Annotated in this window: 23 protein-coding genes; 10 read left to right on the forward strand and 13 right to left on the reverse strand. The window is 62.3% G+C overall.

Features of this window, described 5'->3' with window-relative positions:
• Window positions 1–51: 51 nt before the first annotated feature.
• From ACYU8T_RS09855 to ACYU8T_RS09870, 4 genes are all read right to left on the reverse strand, one after another.
• Entirely contained in the window at window positions 52–474 is a 423-nt protein-coding gene (locus ACYU8T_RS09855; protein WP_097092373.1) for an ExbD/TolR family protein, read from the reverse strand.
• Window positions 475–493: 19 nt separating this feature from the next.
• Window positions 494–982 carry an ExbD/TolR family protein gene (locus ACYU8T_RS09860; protein ID WP_097092374.1) on the reverse strand — a complete coding sequence of 163 codons (489 nt, stop codon included), beginning with the start codon at window positions 980–982 and terminating at the stop codon, window positions 494–496.
• A gap of 112 nt (window positions 983–1,094) precedes the next feature.
• Window positions 1,095–1,853, reverse strand: a complete 759-nt coding sequence (locus tag ACYU8T_RS09865) for a MotA/TolQ/ExbB proton channel family protein (RefSeq protein WP_176502232.1) — start codon at window positions 1,851–1,853, stop codon at window positions 1,095–1,097.
• Window positions 1,854–1,924: 71 nt separating this feature from the next.
• Window positions 1,925–2,584, reverse strand: a complete 660-nt coding sequence (locus ACYU8T_RS09870; protein ID WP_097092376.1) for an energy transducer TonB — start codon at window positions 2,582–2,584, stop codon at window positions 1,925–1,927.
• Window positions 2,585–2,833: 249 nt separating this feature from the next.
• On the opposite strand from ACYU8T_RS09870, the gene ACYU8T_RS09875 reads away from it, so the two are divergent.
• Together ACYU8T_RS09875 and ACYU8T_RS09880 are read left to right on the forward strand one after the other, a co-directional pair.
• Window positions 2,834–3,691 (forward strand): hypothetical protein, encoded by an 858-nt coding sequence (locus ACYU8T_RS09875; protein WP_461159308.1) that lies wholly within the window; start codon window positions 2,834–2,836, stop codon window positions 3,689–3,691.
• Between the two features lie 97 nt (window positions 3,692–3,788).
• Window positions 3,789–5,093, forward strand: a complete 1,305-nt coding sequence (locus ACYU8T_RS09880; protein ID WP_461159309.1) for a homoserine dehydrogenase — start codon at window positions 3,789–3,791, stop codon at window positions 5,091–5,093.
• A gap of 12 nt (window positions 5,094–5,105) precedes the next feature.
• On the opposite strand, the gene ACYU8T_RS09885 is transcribed toward ACYU8T_RS09880, so the two are convergent.
• Window positions 5,106–5,420, reverse strand: a complete 315-nt coding sequence (locus ACYU8T_RS09885; RefSeq protein WP_461159310.1) for a hypothetical protein — start codon at window positions 5,418–5,420, stop codon at window positions 5,106–5,108.
• 152 nt (window positions 5,421–5,572) lie between these two features.
• On the opposite strand from ACYU8T_RS09885, the gene glpX reads away from it, so the two are divergent.
• Complete coding sequence (gene glpX, locus ACYU8T_RS09890) at window positions 5,573–6,556, forward strand: class II fructose-bisphosphatase (protein WP_201515654.1); 984 nt, start codon at window positions 5,573–5,575, stop codon at window positions 6,554–6,556.
• 84 nt (window positions 6,557–6,640) lie between these two features.
• Here glpX and ACYU8T_RS09895 read toward each other — a convergent pair whose 3' ends face one another.
• From ACYU8T_RS09895 to ACYU8T_RS09915, 5 genes are all read right to left on the reverse strand, one after another.
• The gene (locus ACYU8T_RS09895; RefSeq protein WP_201515655.1) at window positions 6,641–7,018 is read right to left on the reverse strand and encodes a MerC domain-containing protein; all 378 of its coding nucleotides are present in this window, start codon (window positions 7,016–7,018) and stop codon (window positions 6,641–6,643) included.
• A gap of 99 nt (window positions 7,019–7,117) precedes the next feature.
• On the reverse strand, window positions 7,118–8,899 hold the full coding sequence (locus ACYU8T_RS09900) for a sensor domain-containing diguanylate cyclase (protein WP_461159311.1): 1,782 nt from the start codon (window positions 8,897–8,899) through the stop codon (window positions 7,118–7,120).
• Window positions 8,900–9,011: 112 nt separating this feature from the next.
• Entirely contained in the window at window positions 9,012–9,380 is a 369-nt protein-coding gene (clpS, locus tag ACYU8T_RS09905; RefSeq protein WP_176502233.1) for an ATP-dependent Clp protease adapter ClpS, read from the reverse strand.
• Window positions 9,381–9,524: 144 nt separating this feature from the next.
• Window positions 9,525–10,370: a phasin family protein gene (locus ACYU8T_RS09910; protein WP_461159312.1), complete on the reverse strand. Its 846-nt coding sequence runs from the start codon at window positions 10,368–10,370 to the stop codon at window positions 9,525–9,527.
• A gap of 131 nt (window positions 10,371–10,501) precedes the next feature.
• Window positions 10,502–12,241 (reverse strand): PHA/PHB synthase family protein, encoded by a 1,740-nt coding sequence (locus ACYU8T_RS09915; protein WP_461159313.1) that lies wholly within the window; start codon window positions 12,239–12,241, stop codon window positions 10,502–10,504.
• 142 nt (window positions 12,242–12,383) lie between these two features.
• Between ACYU8T_RS09915 and ACYU8T_RS09920 the strand changes: the two genes are divergently transcribed.
• From ACYU8T_RS09920 to ACYU8T_RS09935, 4 genes are read left to right on the forward strand one after another with little or no spacing between them, the layout of a single operon-like run.
• On the forward strand, window positions 12,384–13,592 hold the full coding sequence (locus tag ACYU8T_RS09920; RefSeq protein WP_097092386.1) for an LL-diaminopimelate aminotransferase: 1,209 nt from the start codon (window positions 12,384–12,386) through the stop codon (window positions 13,590–13,592).
• A 50-nt stretch (window positions 13,593–13,642) separates the two neighbouring features.
• A complete protein-coding gene (locus tag ACYU8T_RS09925) occupies window positions 13,643–13,834 on the forward strand; it encodes a hypothetical protein (protein WP_461159314.1) in 192 nt (63 codons plus the stop codon).
• Window positions 13,831–14,307, forward strand: coding sequence for a DUF2721 domain-containing protein (locus ACYU8T_RS09930; RefSeq protein WP_461159315.1), 477 nt, complete (start codon window positions 13,831–13,833; stop codon window positions 14,305–14,307). The genes ACYU8T_RS09925 and ACYU8T_RS09930 overlap by 4 nt, the downstream gene beginning before the upstream one ends.
• Complete coding sequence (locus ACYU8T_RS09935; protein WP_461159316.1) at window positions 14,304–14,840, forward strand: (2Fe-2S)-binding protein; 537 nt, start codon at window positions 14,304–14,306, stop codon at window positions 14,838–14,840. The genes ACYU8T_RS09930 and ACYU8T_RS09935 overlap by 4 nt, the downstream gene beginning before the upstream one ends.
• Window positions 14,841–14,844: 4 nt before the next feature.
• Here ACYU8T_RS09935 and ACYU8T_RS09940 read toward each other — a convergent pair whose 3' ends face one another.
• From ACYU8T_RS09940 to ACYU8T_RS09950, 3 genes are all read right to left on the reverse strand, one after another.
• Window positions 14,845–15,654, reverse strand: coding sequence for a DODA-type extradiol aromatic ring-opening family dioxygenase (locus ACYU8T_RS09940; RefSeq protein ID WP_461159317.1), 810 nt, complete (start codon window positions 15,652–15,654; stop codon window positions 14,845–14,847).
• Window positions 15,655–15,723: 69 nt separating this feature from the next.
• Window positions 15,724–18,294, reverse strand: coding sequence for an HWE histidine kinase domain-containing protein (locus ACYU8T_RS09945; RefSeq protein ID WP_461159318.1), 2,571 nt, complete (start codon window positions 18,292–18,294; stop codon window positions 15,724–15,726).
• The gene (locus ACYU8T_RS09950; RefSeq protein WP_201515662.1) at window positions 18,287–18,769 is read right to left on the reverse strand and encodes a biliverdin-producing heme oxygenase; all 483 of its coding nucleotides are present in this window, start codon (window positions 18,767–18,769) and stop codon (window positions 18,287–18,289) included. The genes ACYU8T_RS09945 and ACYU8T_RS09950 overlap by 8 nt, the downstream gene beginning before the upstream one ends.
• Window positions 18,770–19,066: 297 nt before the next feature.
• Here ACYU8T_RS09950 and ACYU8T_RS09955 point away from each other — a divergent pair, with 297 nt between their 5' ends.
• The 3 genes from ACYU8T_RS09955 (at window position 19,067) to ACYU8T_RS09965 (ending at window position 21,369) form a co-directional block, all read left to right on the forward strand.
• Window positions 19,067–19,933, forward strand: a complete 867-nt coding sequence (locus tag ACYU8T_RS09955; protein WP_247229724.1) for an RcnB family protein — start codon at window positions 19,067–19,069, stop codon at window positions 19,931–19,933.
• 97 nt (window positions 19,934–20,030) lie between these two features.
• Window positions 20,031–20,708: a 2OG-Fe(II) oxygenase gene (locus ACYU8T_RS09960; protein WP_461159319.1), complete on the forward strand. Its 678-nt coding sequence runs from the start codon at window positions 20,031–20,033 to the stop codon at window positions 20,706–20,708.
• Window positions 20,709–20,895: 187 nt separating this feature from the next.
• The gene (locus ACYU8T_RS09965; protein ID WP_097092393.1) at window positions 20,896–21,369 is read left to right on the forward strand and encodes an RcnB family protein; all 474 of its coding nucleotides are present in this window, start codon (window positions 20,896–20,898) and stop codon (window positions 21,367–21,369) included.
• Window positions 21,370–21,378: the final 9 nt, after the last annotated feature.

Raw genomic sequence — 21,378 nt, forward strand, 5'->3', positions numbered from 1 at the left:
GAAACGGGAAGTCGAACATTCCCGGCCAGACGGCGGCGGCGTAGCCAGCCTTTAGAAATTTCCATATTGTTCGTTGCCGACGAAGCCCAGCTTCGTGACGCCAGCGCGCTTGATCTCCGCAAGCACCTCATCAACGACCACATAACGGGTGGCCGCGTTGGGCTGGAACTGCAATTCGGGTTCGACCGGCAAGCGCAGCGACTGCTGCAGATACTGACGCAGGGTCAGCAGGTCGATGGCCGAACCGTTCCAGGTGATGATGCCACCGGCATCGATCGCGACCTTGTTCTTGACAGGGTCGATAACGCTGTCGGTCGGCGGCGCGTTTTGCGGCAGGTCGATCTTGACCGCGTGGGTCTGGATCGGGATCGTGATGATGAACATGATGAGGAGAACGAGCATGACGTCGATCAACGGCGTCGTGTTCATCTCCATCATCGGCTCGCCATCATCTTTTCCGGCACTCATTGCCATGGGGCGATACTCCTAAAACTTAGAGCCGCTGCGTCTGCGAACCCGGTTCGGGTTCGGAGATGAAGCCGACCTTCGGGAAACCGGCGCGCTGCATCGTATAGATGGTGCCGCCGATGCACCGGTAGGGCGTATTGATGTCGCCGCGGATATGCACTTCAGGCAGATCCTCCGGCGTCAGGTTTTCAACGCCGCCCGCCTTCTTGATGTCCGCTTCGAGCTTCGCGACCGCACGGTCGAGCAACTCGTCCGAAGACACCTTGGTCAGGTTCCAGTAAACCGCGCAGCTGCCGTCTCCGGCTTGCGTGATCGACAGCGAGACATTCTCCGGCTTCGTCGTCGTCGGCTCGAACGCGACCTTGGGGAGCTGCAGCTGAACCGTCTGGACGACGACCGGGACCGCGATGAGGAAGATGATGAGCAACACCAGCATGACGTCGACGAGCGGCGTCGTGTTGATGTCGGACATCGGCTTTTCATCACCGCCGTCGGAGCCAACACTCATTGCCATTGATTAATTTCCTAACATGCGTGTCGATGGTGCCCCTTCTCGTGGGGCCCATAGCCGGTGAGGAAACAGTAGCCGCAGCCGCCTACGGATCCGCACCGGCTCCTTGACCCTATCAGGCCTTGGTCGGAGCAGCAGCCGGCTTGGCGGCAGGCGCAGCCGGAGCAGTCGCGAACGAAGGCTTGACGGCGCCGTTCGACACCAGGTGAGCCAGCAGATCGACGGTGAAGCCATTCAGCTGTTCGGCGATCGACTTGTTGCGGCGCTGCAGGAAGTTGTAGGCAAGCACCGCAGGAACGGCCACGGCCAGACCCAGCGCGGTCATGATCAGAGCTTCACCGACCGGGCCGGCGACGGCGTCGATCGATGCCTGACCGGCAGCACCGATCTTGATGAGCGCGCGGTAGATGCCGATAACCGTACCGAACAGACCGATGAACGGCGAGGTCGCACCGACGGTCGCGAGGAACGCCAGGCCACCGCCGAGCTTCGAGTTGATCGACGCTTCCGAACGGGCGAGCGAACCGTGCAGCCAGTCATGAGCTTCGACCGGGTCGGTCAGCTTGGTGTGTTCTTCCTGAGCCTTGATGCCGTCGTCGACGATCTGCTTGTAGGCCGAGTTCTTTTCGAGCTTGGCCGAACCTTCCTTCAGGGTCGCGGCGCGCCAGAAGGTTGCGCGAACCTTCTTGCCCTGATTGAGAACCTTCTGCTGTTCGATCAGCTTGGTGAACAGGATGTAGAAGGTGCCGACAGACATGGCGACCAGGATGATGAACACGGTCCATGCGATGGTGCCGCCCTGCTCCAGGGCTTCCATGAGGCCGTAGGGATTTTCCGGCTTGGGCGCCGCAGCTGCTGCGAGATACATCAACATTTTCAAGACTTCCCTCTCAAAAGGATCAATAAAAGGGGAAGGCGGCAGCAGCGCCAGCCTTCCCGTTACAATTATTCAGGCAGTCGCCAGGTGATGCGACCATTGTAGGTGTCGGACATGGGTCCGCCTCCGGCTGCCGTAGCGGGCTTGAACTTCGCACGGCGCGGCAGGAGACGGCACGTCGCCTCGTCAAGGTCGGGATGACCCGTAGAAGAGGTGATGGTGCAGCTCGTGACACGACCGTCAGGTCCAATCTCAAGCCGGAAACCAGCCGTACCCGAACGTTCTTCGCGCTGTGCGCGGCTCGGATAGTCGGCATCGCTGAGCCAGCTGCCCGGCGAGCTGCGCGGCGTAGCGCGCGAAGCCGGAACGGCTGGCGGCGGCGGCGGAGCAGGCGGCGGCGGAGCGGCAACCGGCACCGGGTTGAATACCGGCGGCGGCGTACGCACCGTCTGGATGGGCGGCGCAGGAGCCGGCGTCTGAACAATCGGCGGGGGCGCGACGACCGGCGGCGGTTCGACCGGCTGGTCTGGCGGCGGCGGCGGCGGTTCCTCGTCTGGTGGCGGCGGTTCCTCCTTCACGTCGATCACGTTCAGCTGTTCCGCCGCCTTTTTGACATATTTCATGCCAAGGCCGGTAACAAAGGCATAACCCAGAACAGCGTGAATCAGGGCGACGATGATAATCGAGATCGTGCGACTCGATCCTTGCGAGTGGTCAGCATAGGCCATTCGGCAACGACACTCCTTAACTCAACTTACCATTGTTATAAGCAAACAAGCCAAAAGCGGCCCCAGTTGACCAGGTCGTCCCTGGCCACCTTTGGCCCCCATCCGCGCATTTGCTACCGTCGAAACTCCTATCGCGGCGCATCGTGGCACGCAAACGCTTTATCGATAGGTTGATTTCCGATGAGCATTTTAAAACAGAATGACTTGCCTGTGACAACATTGTCACGGATGACTTTAGGCAGGACGAACATGAAAAGAAAATCCTCCATGACCTTCAAGACCGCTGCTGCAGCATGCCTCATTTTGGCCGCATCTCCGTTGGTTTCGGCGGCTCAAACGAGCCAGCCGACCGAATCCGCCACTCTGTCCTATGCTGATCTTGCGGACTTGGCCGACGCTGCGCCGCTGGTGGCGGTGGCACGCATCCGAAGCATAATTGCACTACCCGAAAAAGCCGCTCAAAATGTCCCTACCGGTCAAAAACGAGTCTATGTCGAAGCCGAAATTCAGTCACTGATTCGCGGTGAAGGGGGAATCAGCCCGCGCGTTCGTTACCTTTATGATGCCACCCTCACCGCGCGCGGAAAGCTCCCCAAGCTCAAGAAAGCGCAGGTCATCCTCTTTGCCCGACCTGCGACCCGGCCGGGCGAAATTCAGCTTGTGGCCCGCGACGCCCAGATATTTGCAACGCCTTCGGACATTCAGCAGGTGAAGGCTATCCTGTCTGAACTTGTCGCCACGAAGGCTCCGCCCAGGATTCTCGGCATCGGCGACGCATTCCATGTCGCTGGGACAGTCGCTGGTGAAGGCGAGACACAGATTTTCCTGCGGACAGCCACTGGAGACCCCGTGTCGCTCTCGATTCTCCGGCGCCCGGGACAGGAACCCAGATGGGCCGTCGCGCTCGGCGAAATCGTCGATGAAGCAGCGCGTCCCCCTGCTTCCGGTAGCCTGCTCTGGTATCGACTTGCATGCAGCTTGCCAGCGACATTGCCAATGTCATCGGTCAAGGCTCTCGCGCCGATCGACGCAGAGCAGGCGCGCGCGGACTATGCTTTCGTCATCCAGTCGCTAGGCAATTGCGGGCGCACCAGAACAGCCAATTGATGGCCGTCCCACGCGCGCTACATGTCCTTTTGCTTGGACAGCAGCGCGTTGGCGGCTATCAGCGCGGCTTCATATCAGCCTGAGGACAGCCATCATCATGACCAATCTGCACCGCCATGCCCCGCTGCGCGTCGCGCTTGTCGGCCTCGGCACGGTGGGCGGTGGCGTGATCCGGCTGTTGCAGACGAACGCGGACCTGATTGCCCGCCGCGCAGGTTGCCCGATCCAGATCGTCGCCATTTCCGCCCGTGACCGCAACAAGGATCGGGGGGTGGACCTCTCGCCCTATGAGTGGGTGGACGACATGACCACCCTGCCCGGCCGGGAAGATGTCGACGTCGTGGTCGAACTGATCGGCGGCGCCGACGGCCCCGCCCTTACCCTCGCCCGCCAGTGCCTGGCTGCCGGCAAGCCCTTCGTCACCGCGAACAAGGCCATGCTGGCCCATCATGGGCTGGATCTGGCGGCTCTAGCGGAAAAGGCCGGGATCGCGCTCAAATATGAAGCAGCGGTTGCCGGCGGCATCCCGGTCATCAAGGGCTTGCGCGAAGGGGCAGCCGCCAACGAGATCAGCCGCGTCTATGGCATTCTCAACGGCACCTGCAACTACATCCTGACCACGATGGAAAAGGAAGGCCGCAGCTTCGACGACGTACTGAAGGAAGCGCAGGAACTGGGTTATGCCGAAGCGGACCCGAGCTTCGATATCGATGGCGTCGACGCCGCGCACAAGCTGACCATCCTTGCCAGCCTCGCCTTTGGTACTGAATTGGACTTTGGCAATGTAGCGGTGACGGGCATCCGCCACGTCATTGCCGCCGATATCGCCGAAGCAGCGGCGTTGGGCTATCGAATCCGCCTGGTCGGCATGGCTGAAAATGGTCCCGGGGGTTTGTTCCAGCGGGTTCATCCCATGCTGGTGCCGCTCGACCATCCCCTCGCCCATGTCGACGGATCACTCAACGCCGTTGTCGCGGAAGGCAATTTCGTCGGCCGCCTGTTCTTCCAGGGACGGGGCGCAGGGGACGGCCCGACGGCTTCGGCAGTGGTGGCGGACCTCATCGACGTGGCACGCGATGAATATGGCGATGCGCTCGCCATGCCGGTCGCTGCACTGGCGCAACAGCCCGCGGCAGACGCAGGCGCCCGCATCGGCCGCAGCTATCTGCGGTTCAAGGTACAGGACCGGCCGGGTGTACTCGCCGAAATCGCGGCGGCAACGCGCGATGCAGGCGTATCGATCGAGAGCATGATCCAGCGCGGCGCCAGCCACGACGACAGCGTGCTCATGGCGATCGTCACCCATGCGGGCGAAGAACGGTGCGTCCGCAGCACGCTGGAACGGCTCAAAGGATCGGATAGCGTGCTTCAAACGCCGATGGTCATGCACATACTCGACTGAAGAGCCTGCGCGTCAACGCGGCCCGAAGCTGCGCATGAGCGTATCGCGCAAAGGTTCACCCAAGCGGAACAGCCGCAACCGCGCTTGTTTGGGGCAGCCCATGTTGCCGATTATCCGGCAGGGGCGCGCGTCAAAGCGGTAGGCGCTCATCTTGTTATCGGGCCCTGGAGCCATGGCGTCGCCCTTGAGCCGCGCCGATGGGGATGATCCCGAAGCGCACAGTTGCGGAGACGCCAGGCACGGTGCTGAACCATGTACCTTATGCTGCGCCGTGATGATTGTAGGTTGAACGAAGCTGGCGGCAAGCAGCGCGGCGATCATCATCACGACCCTTTATCCTGATTAGCCCGCCCAACGCCGCAGACGACCTTCCGTTGCATTGGCGCCGCGAAAAGCGGGATCATGTCCGCTGGATGGGTCGACAAGCCAAGGAGGACCTCCTATCGCGCTGATCACAAAGAGACAGCAGAGGGATTATCATGGTGCAGGCTAGCTCAGTTCTCGATCGTGTCCTGGTGCTTGAGATGGTGCGTGTCACCGAAGCGGCCGCCATCGCCGCCTCGAAGCTGATTGGACGCGGCGACGAAAAGGCGGCTGATGCTGCCGCTGTCGAAGCGATGCGCATGGCGTTCAACGACCTCTACATGGATGGCACGGTGGTCATCGGCGAAGGCGAGCGCGACGAAGCGCCGATGCTCTACATCGGCGAGAAGGTCGGAAACGCGATCGGATCCGGCCCAAAGATCGACATTGCGCTCGACCCGCTGGAAGGGACCACGATCACGGCGAAGGCCGGGCCCAATGCCCTTGCGGTGCTTGCCATCTCGGAAGAAGGTGGCCTGCTGAACGCGCCCGATGTTTACATGGAAAAGCTGGCGGTAGGTCCCGGCTACCCCGACGGGATCATCGACCTCAACAAGTCGGTGAAGGAAAATGTCGAGGCCGTGGCGAAGGCCAAGGGTGTCGATCCCCACGAGATCATCGTCTGCGTTCTCGACCGGCCCCGCCACGAGAAGCTGATCGGGGAACTGCGCGCGATCGGGTGCGGCATCATGTTGATCCCGGACGGCGACGTGGCCGGTGTGATCGCGACCACCAACCCTGAAACCAACATCGACATCTACATGGGATCGGGCGGCGCGCCCGAGGGCGTGCTCGCCTGCGCCGCGCTTCGCTGCGTCGGCGGGCAGTTCAAAGGCAAGCTCCTGTTCCGGAACGATGACGAGCGCGCGCGGGCGTTCAAATGGGGCATCACCGATCTCGACAAAGTCTATGACCTGAAGGAATTGGCTAAGGGCGACTGCATTTTCGCAGCGACCGGGGTGACCGATGGATCACTGCTGGCCGGTGTGAAGCGGTTGCCGGGCGGCAAGCTGACCACGGACAGCGTCGTCATGCGCGCGAGCACGGGCACCGTCCGCTGGGTGAAGGGCGAGCATCATGTGGATCGCAAGCATTTCTGAGCGGGAATGCATGAGTGAATGGAAAAAAGGGGGCGGATCGTCCCCTTTTTTTTGCCGGTCGATCAGGCCTGTTGTTTGAAGTCTTTAACGTCCGGCGCGGTGATTAAGATCGTGGCCGAGGGCGAGCGTCACAACGCCCAGCAATGTATAGGCGCTTTCCTGCCAGCCATGGTCGAGCGTCATCGCGCCGGCCATGATGCCAAGGCCCAGCGATCCGATCGCGGCGGGCATCATGAAACCATGCTTCATAGCGCCATGACCGAGCGCGATCGCGCCCAGCATGATCGCGAGCACGAGGCCGACCTCGTGGAACAGCGGATTTTCGAAGATGCCGCCCGCAGAAGCGAGAAGACCGAGCAGCACGGCGGTGCCGATGCAATGCGCAACGCACAGGCCCGATAGCGCGATCGCGGCGCGGTCTAGGCGGCCATTCAAAAGGCTGGAGCGGATGCTGATCGGCATGGTGGCCACTACATAGGCCAGACCAGATGAAGTTACAACATATCATCTGTATAAATATGAGCTTGTTTCAAGGCATGGCGGACGCGGGAATGGGAAAAGTCAGGCGGCAAGCCGCAGGCAATTGCGTCCGCTGTTCTTGGCGCGGTAGAGCGCCTTGTCCGCAGCGTCGAGCAGCCCCGCCCGGTCCGCCCTGCCCTTCAGTTCCACAAGCCCGGCGCTGAAGGTGACGATGACGGATTCGCAGCCGACGGTACTGATCCGCCGCTCCGAAACCATGTCCCGTAGCCGTTCGCACACCATGCTCGCCCGCTGGATGTCGGCGCCGGTCAGAAGGATGGCGAACTCTTCGCCGCCCAGCCTGCCGATACTGTCGCCGCCGCGCAGGCCCGGCCGCAGCCGTTCCACGAAGCTGGAAAGCACCTGATCCCCAACACCATGGCCATATCGATCGTTGATCGACTTGAAATGATCGATGTCGATCAGCAGCAGGCAAGCCTGGGCGCCGCGCGAGACCCGCTGGATTTCCTGGTCCAGCTTTTCCAGAAAGGCCCAGCGGCTGTCCGCCCCGGTGAGCGTATCCACCGCCGCAACCCGTTGCAGCGCCCGCTGACGCGCCTTGTGCCGCGACATGTCCCGAATCGTGCTGACGACGCCCGTGGGCAGCCCCTGTTCGTCCAGCATGGCGCGCGTCACCATTTCGCACCAGTCGGCCCCGTCGGTGAAAGCAGCAGGGCGGAATTCGACCGTCTGCACATCCCCCGGCCGCGCCAGCGCGCGCTGATGCGCCCCCTTCACCTCAGCCCGGTCCTGAGGATCCACGACGATTTCCGCCGCGCGGCCGACCAGCAAGGCGGGCGCACAGCCGATCTGCTCGGCAGCCGAGGGTGACGCATATTGGATGATGCCATCGACGCTGATGTTCAACACCACGTCGCCGCTATGTTCGGCAATGGCGCGGTAGCGCGCCTCGCTCGCCTGCAATGTCTGGAACAAGCGGCGGCGGCCGTTCAGTTCGGCGGCGAGCGGCATGGCAAGCAGGAAGCTCAGGGCTAGGAACAGCTGGAACAATTGCGTGCGGTCACCAATGTCGCTGCTGATCAGGGCGATCGGTCCATGGCCCGTCATGGTCGCCCCTCCGCCAATCAGCGCGAGCAGCACGATGGAGGCCGCGGCACCCAAAGAACCGATGCGAAAGGCGATCGTGACCAGCGGCAGCACCAGCAGGAACAGAAGCGGGTAATGGGCGAAGAAGAAGACATGAACGGCGACGAGCGAGAAGAGCAGCAGAAGGCATAGCACCTCCAACTTCTTCCGGCCGGACGTTTCGCCAAGCCATTCGCTCACCTGCCCCTGCAGGAGCATCGTCAGGATCGGCGTGCAGACAAGGCCGCCCAGAATATGCCCGCTATACCATTGCAGCCAGGACGCGCCGAACGAGACCGGGGTAAACACCGACGCAACCAGAGCCGCCCCTGTACCGGCGACGATGTTGGCGGGAATACAAAGCGCGAAGATGAAGACCAGAAGGGAGCGCCTGGACCCATCACTCAGATGAACGGGAATGAAGCGGCGGCACAGGATGGCGACGATCAGCGATTCGGCTATGTTGATGATCGCCATCGGAGCGGCCGCCCACGGCCCCATGCCGAACAACGCCGTCGACAGGATGCTGGCGATGCCGCATGCCGTGATCGCGCGCGGCCAGTAGCTGGTCTCCGACGTCTGCAGTTCGGCCATCAACAAGGCGTTCGCAGCCCAAATGAACGCGATGCCGCCTTCGAAGCGGGAGCAAAGCAGGGCCACCGACGCGATCGTGAAATAAGCAACACCGGCAATCAGCGGCGCCAGTCTGGGAGATGGGGAACGAAGAGCGGCAGACATGACGATGCCTGCCTAGCGATCCATCCTTAAAATATGATAACCATGCCAGGCGCTGCGGGCCTCCGTAGCATCACAGGATATAAGGCCGATCAGCCCCTGCCGAAGCGGAAGCTCAGGCCTTTTCCAGCGTGCATTGCAGCGGATGCTGGTTCTGCCGGGCGAAATCCATCACCTGGTTCACCTTCGTTTCCGCCACTTCATAGCTGAAGATGCCGCACACGCCGACGCCGCGCTGGTGCACGTGAAGCATGACGCGGGTCGCTTCCTCCATATCCATGCGGAAGAATTGCTGGAGGACGTGCACGACGAATTCCATCGGCGTGTAATCGTCGTTCAGCATCAACACCTTGTAGAGAGACGGCTTTTTGGTGCGCGCGCGGGTGCGCGTGGCGATGCCGACATTGGGACCGCCGGGGCCTTCGCCCTGGTCGTCCTGGTCCCGGCCGGCCATCTTCTCCCGATATGTGCTGATGCTGCTCATGACGGGTGAGAATATGGCGATTCCAGACGTCAAGGCAAGGGGCGCAGATGGCGAGTCATCGCGCTACCGGACGCGGTAACCACGAAAAAAGGCTCCCACCACAGCGGCGGGAGCCTGTTCTTCCTTTTGAGGTTCGATCGCAGATCAGACCGCGAGCGACTTCACCTTGTCGGTGACAACCGTGACGCGCGCGGTAAGCGGCTGGGCCACTTCGCCTGCCAGCTTGATCAGCGCTTCGCTGTTCTTGGCGGCTTCCTTGGTCAGCTCGTCGAAGCTGCTCGACAGAAGCTGGCTTTGCAGCTGGAAGAATTCGGTCGGCGTCTTGACGGTGGAGAAGCTCTTGAGCGAGGCAGTCGCCTTTTCGAAGCTCTTGCGGCTGTAGTCGACCGCGTCCTGACCCATGGTCTCGATGCCCTTGGCCGCGATCTTGCCCGATTCGACGAGCGCTTCGACATTGCCCTTGGCGATATCGCTCAGTTCCTCGATCGCCTTGGTCGACTTTTCGACGCCAGCCTTGGCCTTCACGTTGAAGTCGGCATAGGCCGTTTCGAACTTGGCCTTGGTCTCTTCAGCGAACTTCTTACCGGTTTCGATCACGTCGTTCATCATCTTGGTTCCTTCTGTGGCAGGCAGCGTCTTGGGCTCTACCGGCCCGGCCTCGGACGAAAGGCTCTTGATTGGTTCAACTTGGGCAGCGGTTTCTTCGACCAGCGGCGCAGGCGCATCAGGCACGGGTTCGATCTGCGGCGGCGCAGCCGGTTCGGGCGCTGCATCGGCCGCCGTGGTGGCAGCGATGATCGCGACCGGATCAGCCGAGGCGCCGCTCTTGACCGCAGCTTTCCTGGGCGCCGTCGGCTTGCTTGCCGGAGCCGCCTTAGGCCCGGAGCCGACCGCGCTTTCCGCGGCCTTCAATGCTTCGGCCGCCGAAAGCGTCGAAGCGGATTTCTTAACCGCGGCCTTTTGCCGAGAGGGCTTTGGAGTCACTGCCATTCGAACATTCTCCGTTGCTGCACTGCACAATACACAGGGCGCGGCTTCAATGCAAGAATATTTTGTGCAGTGCAGCAAAAGCCCGGCGGAGCTAGGGAGGCACTGTCTCCACTACCAGCAAAGGCAGGGGCTTAACGCTCTCTGACGTAGCGTCCAGGCGCATCCTCTATGGCTTTGAGCGCGCCTTCGCCAGGGATGCGGGCACCCGTGGCGGGCACCGTCGAATCGCCAAGCGACCGAATCCATTCGATCCAGTCAGGCCACCAGCTGCCCTTCGTTTCCTTCGCGCCCGCCACAAAGTCAGCGAGGCTTCCCGGCAACTCGTCGCAGGTCCAATATTGATATTTCTGCGCAGCCGGAGGATTCACCACGCCTGCGATATGGCCTGATCCTGCGAGCAGGAAGCGTATCGGCCCGGAAAAGTGCGATGTGATCTTCCACACGCTTTCAGGTGGCGCGATATGGTCTTCCCGCCCCGCCTGCACATAAACTGGCGTCTGCACCTTGCTGAGATCGACGGGCGTCCCATCGACGGTCAGCGCGCCGGGCTTGATCAACTGATTGTCGCGGTAAAGCTGGGTCAGGTAATTTTTGTGCCAGCGCGCCGGAAGATTGGTGGTGTCGCCATTCCAGTAAAGCAGGTCGAACGGCGGATAATCCTGCCCCAGCAGGTAATTGTTGACCACATAATTCCAGATGAGGTCACGGCCCCGCAACAGATTGAAGGTGGCGGCCATGTAGCGCCCGTCCAGAAAGCCCCCGGCCGAAAGCTGGTCGATCAGCTGCATCTGCTCATCATCGACGAACAGGCCGAGGTCGCCCGCTTCGGTAAAGTCGACCTGCGCGGTGAAGAAGGTCGCGCTCGCCACCTTCTCCGCTTCACCGCGCGCGGCGAGCAGGGCAAGCGTTGCGGCGAGCGTGGTGCCCGCCACGCAATAGCCGATCGCATGGACGCTCGGCACGCCCAGCAGTTCCCGCACCGTGTCGATCGCGTCGATCTGTCCATGGACGATATAATCATCCCACAGCAGATCCTTCATCGACGCATCCGCCGACTTCCAGGACAGCAGGAAAACGCTGATCCCCTGATCCGTCGCCCATTTGACGAAGCTTTTTTCCGGCGAAAGATCGAGGATGTAAAAGCGGTTGATCCAGGCCGGGAAGATGACGAGCGGCGTTTCAAGCACCTGTTCGGTGGTCGGCGCATAATGGATCAGCTGATAAAGCGGCGTTTCCTTGATGACCTTGCCAGGGGTGGCCGCGATGTTCCGGCCAAGCTCGAAGACGGTGCCGTCGGTCTGCGTCAACTGCCCCTTTTCCAGGTCGGCCAGCATATGTTGCAGGCCCTTCACCAGATTTTCGCCACCGCTCTGCAGGGTCTTTTCCATCACGGTCGGATTGGTCAGCAGGAAATTGCTGGGCGCGACCGCATCCAGCATGCCGCTGGCGGCAAAGCGCAGCTTTGCCTTCTGCTTGGGATCGACCCCGTCCACCGCATCGGTCAGCTTCAGCAGATAGTCCGACAGCAGCAGATAGCTCTGCCGGATGAGGTCGTAGAAAGGGTGCTTGGTCCAGGCCGGATCGGCGAAGCGGCGATCCTTGCGCGCGGCGGGGCTGTCGGGTGGAGGCGCGTCGGGCTCATCGCGCAGCACGCCGCCTGAATCGAGGAACCGCTGCCAGAGTGCCAGCCCTTCATTGGCAAAGCCGGTCTGGATGCGAGCGACGGCGTCAGGGTCGAACGGGAGCGCTCGGCCCGTCGCCCCGGCGGCCTGCTCCAGCAAGAGCTGCTGTGCCCGGCCCACCACTTGCGTCCATTGCTGCATCTGCTCCAGCGTCGGAAGATGCGGCTCGTTGAGGTCCTGCGCTTTCATGGCCACTCTCCTCCTCCTGGCATCCTTGACATCCGCCGCTTTCGCTGGCGCGAGGCCGCCTTGCGGGCTATAGCCAAGGCGCGCCGCACCGAAAGTGCAGGCCGCACTATCCCTCATGGAGACCTTTCAGGAAAGCCCTATAATGTCCGAAGAATTCTACCGCATGAAGCGCCTGCCGCCCTATGTCATCGCTGAAGTCAATGCGATGCGGGCCGCCGCGCGAGCCGCGGGAGAGGACATTATCGACCTTGGCATGGGCAATCCCGACCTGCCGCCGCCCGACCATGTCATCGCCAAGCTGGTCGAAGTCGCGCAGAAGCCGAGTGCGCACGGCTATTCCCAGTCGATGGGCATCCCGGGGCTCCGCAGGGCGCAGGCCAATTATTACGGCCGCCGCTTCGGCGTCGAACTCGATCCCGAGACCGAGGTCGTGGTCACGATGGGATCGAAGGAAGGGCTCGCCAGCCTCGCGACCGCGATCACCGCGCCCGGCGATGTCGTGCTGGCGCCCAATCCCAGCTACCCGATCCACATGTTCGGCTTCATCATCGCGGGCGCGACCATCCGGTCGGTGCCGACGACGCCGGACGAACATTATTGGAAGTCGCTGGAACGGGCGATGGCCTTCACTGTGCCGCGTCCTTCGATCCTGGTCGTCGGCTATCCGAGCAATCCGACCGCTGAGACGGTCGACCTCGCCTTTTACGAGCGGCTGGTCGCCTGGGCGAAGGAGAACAAGGTCTGGATCCTGTCCGACCTTGCCTATTCCGAACTTTATTATGACGGCAATCCGACGCCCTCCATTCTGCAGGTGCCGGGCGCGAAGGATGTCGCGGTGGAGTTCACTTCGCTCAGCAAGACCTATTCCATGGCAGGCTGGCGGATCGGCTTCGCGGTAGGAAACCGGCAGTTGATCACTGCGCTCAAACGGGTGAAATCCTATCTCGACTATGGCGCGTTCACGCCGATCCAGGCGGCGGCCTGCGCCGCGCTCAACGGACCGCAAGACATCGTCCAGAAGAACCGCGAACTCTACCACAAGCGCCGCGACGTGATGGTGGAAGCCTTTGGCCGCGCAGGATGGGAAATCCCCGCGCCCAGGGCGTCGATGTTCGCCTGGGCCCCGCTGCCGCCTGCGCTGAAAGAGATGGGCAGCCTGGAATTTTCCAAGCAGCTCCTGACCCATGCCAAGGTCGCTGTCGCGCCGGGTGTCGGCTATGGCGAAGATGGCGAAGGCTTCGTCCGCATCGCCATGGTGGAAAATGAGCAGCGGCTGCGGCAGGCAGCCCGCAACATCAAACAATATCTGAAGTCTATGGGCATCAACACGCCCGCCAAGGGCGCCGCCTGAATCAGTACGGAGGCTATCGGCCGCGCATTCTTGGCGGAGTGTGCGGCTGCATGGCGGGGATCGCATTTCTTGGCTTTTCCGCCATCGTATTCGTCGGTTCGGTGATCGGTGACTGCGGCGATGCGCAATCTTGTGGGCGCAAGGACGATGCGGCTCACATTTTGTGGATCGCGCCTTTTTCAGCCCTTGTCATTTTCCTGCTGGTGCGCTGGTTTGTCGACAGGATGACAGACAGACGATGAACTCCCTTCCGCAGGTTTCCCAGGTTGCGCAGACGATCCAACTGGCGCTCGCGCCGGTGTTCCTGCTGGCAGGCATCGGCGCCTTCCTCAACGTTTGTGTGGGGCGGCTCGCGCGCATCATTGACCGCGCGCGTTTACTGGAAGGCAAAATCCTGGTCAGCCGGGGCCGGGAACATGACCGGATGGTGGCGGAAATCCGGGTGCTCGACCGCCGGATGAGCGTCGTCAACAGCGCCATTTTCCTGACGGTAATGTCCGCTGGCGCGGTCTGCCTGGTGGTCATCCTGCTGTTCGCGGGCAATCTGTTCGGCGCGCATCTCGGCACGCTGATCGCGATCCTCTTCAGCTTGTCGATGCTCCTGCAGGCGGCTGCCTTTGGCACTTTCATCCAGGAAATCCGCCTGGCATCGCGGATCATACACATCCGCAACGAAGTGCTGTACCATGAAGCGGAGGCGGAAGAGGCGTCATGACCAAGTTCACGGTGAACGACCGCCCGGTTCAATATCGCATGGACCCCGACACGCCCCTGCTATGGGCGCTGCGTGACGCGTCCAACCTGACCGGCACCAAATATGGGTGCGGAACGGGCGACTGCGGTGCCTGCACCGTCGATATAGACGGCCAGGCCGTGCGGTCATGCCAGGTCACGATCAGGGAAACCGAAGGCCGTTTCGTCACCACGATAGAGGCGCTTTCCCCCGACCGGGGGCACCCCCTGCAACAGGTCTTCGCCGCCGACAATGTTTCACAGTGCGGCTATTGCATCCCGGGCGTGCTCATGACGGCGGCCGTCCTGCTGAAGCGCAACAGCAACCCGAGCGACGAGGAGATCGACGCCGCCATCACCAACATCTGCCGGTGCGGCATCTATCCCCGCCTGCGCGGCGCCATAAAGCGCGCCGGAAAGGTCATGCGAGGCGAGGAGCAGGTCGAGGCCGCCCCGCCGCCCGGCGTGTCGCCCGAGGAGGCCGCCCGCGCGGTTCCCGCGCTCCGCCGTCCCTGAACGCTTATCCGAAGCGATAGGCCGACACCGGCCATCCGCGCACCGCATCGTCATAGTCCAGCCGGGCAGGGTCGCTGCCGCCCGCCCCGACCGCCACCATCAGGGGCAGCAGATGCTCCTCGCGCGGATGCGCGAAGCGCGCCTCGGGCAACTGGTCCCACGCTGCCACCCGAGCCGATCGCCGCTGCGGATCATCATCCATGACGGCATCGTTGAGCGCTGCGTGCCACAGGAGCGAGGGCGTTCTCGCCTGCGAATCCTGAACCCGCATATTGTGGAAGCTCATGCCCGAACCGATGATCACGACCCCTTCATCCCGCAATGGCTCAAGGGCGCGGCCCGCCGCGATATGGGCCGTCGGGTCCAGATCGTGCCGCAGCGAGAGTTGAACGACGGGAATGTCCGCCTGTGGCCGCGCGACCTTCATCGGAATGAAGACGCCATGATCCCACCCCCGTTCGCGCTCATCTGCGACTGGAAAACCGCCCTCGCTCAGCAGATGAGCAACGCGATCGGCAAGCTCTGGCGCGCCGGGCGCGTTCCAGCTCAGCGAGTAGTTGTGCGGCGGAAAGTTATAATAGTCGAACAGCAAGTCTGGACGGTCGCCCTTATGCACGGTGAAGATCGGCTCCTCCCAATGGGCGGAGATGATCAGCATCGCGCGCGGCCGCTCCGGCAGGCGTTCGATCAGCTGTGCGAGATAGTCCTGCATCGACTGCCACATCGGGTCGCTCGCAGGCCGGTTCGGATCGGCTGGGTCCATGAAGAAGCAGGGACCGCCACCATGCGGTATGTAAAGGCTTGGCTGTTTCATGGCATGAAGATCGCGTGGCGCGCCCCGCCATGCAAGCATGCGCAGCGAAACAGTGCGTTTCGCACCGCTTCAGGCTTTTTCCGCACCAATCATGGGAGCGATCGCCTGCGCCAGCGTGGCGCCGGAATAAGGCTTCTTGAGCAAGGTGAGCTGGCCAAAGCGATCGGGCAGGTCCAGGCCGTCGCCATAGCCGGTGGCGAACAGAAAACTGATGCCATTTTCCGCAAGCAGATCGGCGACCGGCAAGCTCGTTTCGTTGCCGAGGTTGAAATCGAGCACCGCGAAATCGACACGATGCGAAGCTAACGCCTCGCGGGCGCGCCCGACGCTGGCGGCGGTGATCACCTCAGCACCCAAATCCCGCAGCGCGTCTTCGCCGTCCATGGCGATGATCATATTATCTTCGACCAGCAGGACGTTGCGGCCCTTCAGCAAGCCGGGCGTCGGAGCATGCAGCGGCTTTGCCTTTTCGCTGCCGGTCACATCAGGCAATATCGACACGACATGGGTCGAAGGGATGCAGAAATGCGCCTCCAGCCCAGCCAAGCGGTAGGAGATCTCGGCCTTCCCATCCAGGTCGTAGGGGATGGACCGTTCGATGACGGTCGAACCAAAACCACGGCGGGTCGGCGCAACGACCGCCGGGCCGCCGCTCTCATTCCAGTCGATCAGCAAGCTGCCATCGGGATCGACGTGCCAGTCGATGCTGACCGTGCCGCCATCCGACAATGCGCCATATTTCGCGGCGTTGGTCAGCATTTCGTGGATGACCAGCGCCAGAACGGTAAAGGCCGAAGGCGTCAGCAGGACATTGGGGCCCGTCTGCCTGACCCGGTCACGCTTCTCACCGAGATAAGCCCCGGCCTCGACATCGATCAGGTCCTGCAACCGCGCCGGTGCCCAGCGGTCGGCCGTGATCTGGTCATGCGCACGAGCCAGCGCGTGGACCCGGCTTTCCAACTTGTCGATGAACTCGTCCACCGACCGGGCATTGTCACGCGTCTGCGACAGCAGCCCCCGGATGAGCGACAGGATATTGCGCACCCGGTGGTTCAGTTCGGCGATCAGCAGTTCCTGCTTCTCATGCGCCTTTTGCCGTTCTTCATTGGCGGAGTCGGACAGGCGCAGCACCACTTCCAGCAATGCCGTCCGCAGCGCCTCGGCAACGCGCAGTTCGGCCGGGGTGAAAGGCACGGAGGTGCCCTTCACAAGTTGCGACCATTCCTCGAAACTCTTGCGCGGTGAGAGACGCGGCCCGTTGGGGCCATATTCGATATGCTTTTCCTGATTGCCCGCCCAGCGCACGGAACGCATCTGTTCGGCACGGAACAACACGACATAATCGCGCGGCCGCCGTGACAGCGGGATCGCCAGCAGGCCTGCGGCGCGATCGGCATAGGCGACCGCTTCGGGCATGATTCCGCTGAGGCAATCGGTGGCGAAGACCTGGCTTGCCGCTGCGCGATTGAGCATCGACACGATGGCCGTGAAAGCGGACCGGTCGGGCGTCAGCCCGGCAAGCGTCATCTCCCCATCTATATACACGCCCACGCCGTCTGCGGGCACGGTGTCGAAGATGACGTCGCCGAGCCAACGGGCGTTGGACAGCAGATCATGATCCTGCGCCACGGCGGACATCAGGCGATCGGCCACTTGCCGCGCCTTGCCCTCATATTCCGCGGTTTCGGCCCGCTCCCGGCTTTCCAGCATCATGGAGAAGATCTGCCCGAACAACTCCGCCGCGCTGCGTTGGGCAAAGGTGGGGAGGCGCGGCCCATAATGGTGGCAGGCGAACAAGCCCCACAGGCGTCCCTCGACGATGATCGAGATGGAGAGCGAGGCGCCAACGCCCATATTGCCGAGATATTCGATATGGATCGGCGACACCGCGCGCAGCAGGCTGAGCGACATGTCGAGCGCGGCACCGGACGGATCAAGCGTCGGGATGATAGGAACGGGCGCCGCTTTCACGTCCGCGATAACCCGGAAGATATTGCGCAGATAAAGCGCCCGGGCCTGGGTCGGGATGTCAGAGGCGGGATAGTGCAGCCCGAAAAAGCTGTCGATGCCTGATCGCAACGCTTCGGCCACGACCTCACCATCTCCACCGTCGGCGAAGCGATAGACCATGACCCGGTCAAAGCCCGTCAGCGCCCTCACCTGTCGCGCGCCATCACGCAGGAAGGCCGCCATGCTGTCCGTCTGGGCCAGCCGCGAAACCATGGAGCGCACCATGCTGGTGGCCTCCATCTCATCCGCAAAGGCGGGCTCCGCCTCTATGACGACCAGCGAGCCGGAAAAATGCACCGCAATGTCGAACGGCTTGATGCCATCGATCAGGACCAGCGAAAATATCCGCTCGACCGCGTCGGGACCACGCAGCAACGTGATGCGGTTGCGTAACGAATGTATGGCGTCGGCGCTGAAAATATCGTTGATCGGCTTACCGAGCATCTGCTCAGGCGCGAGGCCGATGAACTTTTCACAATTTGCCGAAACGCGTGAGACAAGCCAGTCGGCCGTTACCGCGATCAGAAAGCCGAAAGGCTGTATGGTGCCGGGCACATGAATGGGTTCGCGATCGCAATTGTTGATGTCGACCGCGAAGCTCGCGTCATCCGCGTCCGTGCGCTCAGCCATTATTCAGGCGCTCCGCCGCGGCGCCTGCGGCAAAGAGCGCGAAGGCAGCCTCTGCGCCCTGCACCGCACTGTCGATCCATTCCTGCCCGCCGCCATCGGCGGCCGCGTCCAGCGCCTGCTGAAATGCGATCCAACTGCCGTTGTGGTGCCCGGCCTTCAGATAAGCGCGCGGCAGTCCCGGAGCCACCCGCCGCTCCAGCATGGCACCACCCAGGCGCGAACCTTCGAGGGCATAGAGAGCGCCCCAGCGAAAGGCTTCACTTACACCTGCTTCAGCAGCGAGCGGTTCGGGCAGCGCTTCGCCCAGGACCGCAAGATCCTCGACAAGCTGGGGCAAACGTGGCGAATCCGGTTGAGCCAGCTTTTCGAGCGGCATGAGGGCACGAGCATGCGCCTTCAGGAAAGCGGCATATTCAGCCGGTGAACCAAGCGAGAAGTCTGAATAAATTTCGTCCACGCGCTGGTGATTCGCCATGGTGGCATCACGGAGGGCCTGTCGGACACGGCCGGCACTGGACGTTCTCTTCACTCGTCGTTCCTAAAAGCTGTTAACAAGCCGCGCACTGATCTAGATCAGCTTTTAAGGCCAACGACAGCAGTTGATCTATTTTCTAGCTGCATAACGGGTTTTTGCCCGCCTGGCTCCATTATCCATCTTCATGATAGAAGATTCTTTCTGATCGCTGACGAACAAGTTCAGCCTCGCGACATGGCGGGGGACATAAAAAGGCAACATGCGGGGCATGGCGCCCCTTTTGGAAAGTCAAAGATCATGTTGAGGAAGATGATGCTGGCGGGCCTGATGACCGCCACGGTGCTGGGCGGCGTTGCTCCGGCATATGCCCAACGCTGGCAGGATGGCGGCCGCGATCGCGGCAGCGAACAATCGGGCCGCGCCGATGGCCGGGCATCCCGGGATGGCGGGCAATATGGCCAGCGCGGGGACGGCGGCATGCGCGGTGACCGGGCGGCAACGCAGCGCTGGCAGGACCGTGGCGGCGATCGGGCCAATGATCGTGTTCGCGCTCAAGCCGTTCCGCAGCAGACCGATCGCCAATGGCGGGGCAGCGGCGACGTCCGCACCGATGCGGCCCGCGATGCATGGCGCAACGATGCCCGCATCAGGGAAAGATCTGTCGGCGAGCGTCCGCAATGGCGGGATGATCGGCGCGGGGACCGGCCCGACTGGCGCGACAATCGCGCCGAGCGGCGCCCCGACTGGAACGGCTACCGGCCGAGCGGGAGGCTCGACAGCGGCAACAACTGGCGCGGCACCCTGGCCGGGCCGCGCCGCTTCGACGATCGCACCCGCTGGAGCAGCCAGCGGCGCTGGGACAATGGCTGGCGGCAGGACCGCCGCTATGACTGGCGCGGCTACCGGGCGCGTTATGGGGACCGCTACCGCATCGGCCGCTATTATGCCCCGCGCGGTTGGGATTATGGCTACAGCCGCGTGTCGGTTGGCATATTCCTGAACAGCCTGCTGTTCGCGAACAATTATTGGATCGATGATCCATGGTCGTATCGCCTGCCCCCAGCTTATGGGACGCTGCGCTGGATCCGCTATTATGACGATGCCCTGCTCGTCGATATCCGGGACGGCTATGTCGTGGACGTGATTCCGGAATTCTTCTGGTAAGCTGGAGATCGTCCGGCGGACATCATCTGGGCCCGGCGCCAGGCGCGCCGGGCCCTTTTCATTTGCACCCTCTCATCAGCGGCGGCAGGAAGCAGGCATGACGGACATGATCGATGATGGCGGCACCGCCTCCACCATAAGGGCGAAGATCGGCGACACCGTGCGGGCGAAGCTGGACCGCAATCCCATGGTCAGCCGGATCGATGCGCCCGATCTGGAGATTTACGGGCGGCACGGCTTTCTGAGCGCCGAGGAGTGCGAGGCCCTGCGCACGCTGATCGATGCGGATGCGCAGCCTTCGACCCTCTTCTCCGGCAGCGCGAACGCGGATTACCGCACTAGCCACAGCTGCAATCTCAGCCCGTATGATCCGCTCGTCAAAAGCATCAGCGACCGGATCTGCGCACTGACCGGACTGCCGCCCGAAAATGGCGAAACCCTGCAGGGTCAGCGCTATGCAACGGGCCAGGAATATAAGGCGCATTGCGACTATTTCCCGGTCACCGCCAGCTACTGGCCCGCAATGATGAAGACAGGGGGACAGCGCAGTTGGACGGCGATGATCTATCTTTCCCCCGTCGCTGCGGGCGGGGAGACGCATTTTCCCCATTGCGAATTCATGGTGCCGCCGGTGGAAGGCATGATCCTCATCTGGAACAACATGAAGGCTGACGGCGCTCCCAACCCCATGAGCCTGCACGCCGCGCGGCCCGTCGAAAGCGGCATCAAATATGTCGTCACCAAATGGTTTCGCGAGCGCCGCTGGACGGCCTGAAGCCGAAGCCGCGGTTCATAACGGTGATACAAGTTGCGACATAAATGTCTGATTCCTGACTACCTCATTCCCTGAAGGTTCAGCGGACGGGGCGCATAAGCAGCCTGTTGGTGGCGGAACCGGTCATCGGGGAAAGAAGTTTGATCCCTCACCGGTTCAGGGCCGCCAAGCTGATGGGAGAAGATATATGCGTAAGTTGATCATCCTCGGCCTTATCGCAGCGACCGCAATGCCAGGCGCCGTCATGGCCCAGTCGCGCGGCGAGGTACGCGACAGTGCGCGGGAACTGCGTCAGGAACAGCGCGAGCTGCGTGATGCACGCCGCTACGGCTCACGCCACGACGTGCGCGAGCAGCGCCGCGATGTCCGCGACGCGCGACAGGAATTGCGCGAAGATTGGCGCGACTATCGCCGTTCGCACCGCGACGTCTATCGCGGCGGCAACTGGCGTGCGCCGTTCCGCTACAATCGCTGGGAAGTCGGATCGCAGCTGCGCCCGAGCTACTATAATTCCCGCTACTATATCAGCGACCCCTATCGTTATCGCCTGTCCCGGCCAGGTAACCCCAATCTTCGCTGGGTAAGGCACTATAATGACGTGCTGCTGGTCAATGTCCGCAGCGGCCGCGTGATGGAGGTCCATCGGGGCTTCTTCTGGTAATCGGCAGTA

Source organism: Sphingobium sp. TomMM35A (assembly GCF_054771735.1).

Bases quoted from the DNA above. Each gene is read 5' to 3' on its own strand.
- ACYU8T_RS09855 (WP_097092373.1), bottom strand. From the start codon at position 474: ATGGCAATGAGTGCCGGAAAAGATGATGGCGAGCCGATGATGGAGATG.
- ACYU8T_RS09860 (WP_097092374.1), bottom strand. From the start codon at position 982: ATGGCAATGAGTGTTGGCTCCGACGGCGGTGATGAAAAGCCGATGTCC.
- ACYU8T_RS09865 (WP_176502232.1), bottom strand. From the start codon at position 1,853: ATGTTGATGTATCTCGCAGCAGCTGCGGCGCCCAAGCCGGAAAATCCC.
- ACYU8T_RS09870 (WP_097092376.1), bottom strand. From the start codon at position 2,584: ATGGCCTATGCTGACCACTCGCAAGGATCGAGTCGCACGATCTCGATT.
- ACYU8T_RS09875 (WP_461159308.1), top strand. From the start codon at position 2,834: ATGAAAAGAAAATCCTCCATGACCTTCAAGACCGCTGCTGCAGCATGC.
- ACYU8T_RS09880 (WP_461159309.1), top strand. From the start codon at position 3,789: ATGACCAATCTGCACCGCCATGCCCCGCTGCGCGTCGCGCTTGTCGGC.
- glpX (WP_201515654.1), top strand. From the start codon at position 5,573: ATGGTGCAGGCTAGCTCAGTTCTCGATCGTGTCCTGGTGCTTGAGATG.
- ACYU8T_RS09895 (WP_201515655.1), bottom strand. From the start codon at position 7,018: ATGCCGATCAGCATCCGCTCCAGCCTTTTGAATGGCCGCCTAGACCGC.
- ACYU8T_RS09900 (WP_461159311.1), bottom strand. From the start codon at position 8,899: ATGTCTGCCGCTCTTCGTTCCCCATCTCCCAGACTGGCGCCGCTGATT.
- clpS (WP_176502233.1), bottom strand. From the start codon at position 9,380: ATGAGCAGCATCAGCACATATCGGGAGAAGATGGCCGGCCGGGACCAG.
- ACYU8T_RS09910 (WP_461159312.1), bottom strand. From the start codon at position 10,370: ATGGCAGTGACTCCAAAGCCCTCTCGGCAAAAGGCCGCGGTTAAGAAA.
- ACYU8T_RS09915 (WP_461159313.1), bottom strand. From the start codon at position 12,241: ATGAAAGCGCAGGACCTCAACGAGCCGCATCTTCCGACGCTGGAGCAG.
- ACYU8T_RS09920 (WP_097092386.1), top strand. From the start codon at position 12,384: ATGTCCGAAGAATTCTACCGCATGAAGCGCCTGCCGCCCTATGTCATC.
- ACYU8T_RS09925 (WP_461159314.1), top strand. From the start codon at position 13,643: ATGGCGGGGATCGCATTTCTTGGCTTTTCCGCCATCGTATTCGTCGGT.
- ACYU8T_RS09930 (WP_461159315.1), top strand. From the start codon at position 13,831: ATGAACTCCCTTCCGCAGGTTTCCCAGGTTGCGCAGACGATCCAACTG.
- ACYU8T_RS09935 (WP_461159316.1), top strand. From the start codon at position 14,304: ATGACCAAGTTCACGGTGAACGACCGCCCGGTTCAATATCGCATGGAC.
- ACYU8T_RS09940 (WP_461159317.1), bottom strand. From the start codon at position 15,654: ATGAAACAGCCAAGCCTTTACATACCGCATGGTGGCGGTCCCTGCTTC.
- ACYU8T_RS09945 (WP_461159318.1), bottom strand. From the start codon at position 18,294: ATGGCTGAGCGCACGGACGCGGATGACGCGAGCTTCGCGGTCGACATC.
- ACYU8T_RS09950 (WP_201515662.1), bottom strand. From the start codon at position 18,769: ATGGCGAATCACCAGCGCGTGGACGAAATTTATTCAGACTTCTCGCTT.
- ACYU8T_RS09955 (WP_247229724.1), top strand. From the start codon at position 19,067: ATGTTGAGGAAGATGATGCTGGCGGGCCTGATGACCGCCACGGTGCTG.
- ACYU8T_RS09960 (WP_461159319.1), top strand. From the start codon at position 20,031: ATGACGGACATGATCGATGATGGCGGCACCGCCTCCACCATAAGGGCG.
- ACYU8T_RS09965 (WP_097092393.1), top strand. From the start codon at position 20,896: ATGCGTAAGTTGATCATCCTCGGCCTTATCGCAGCGACCGCAATGCCA.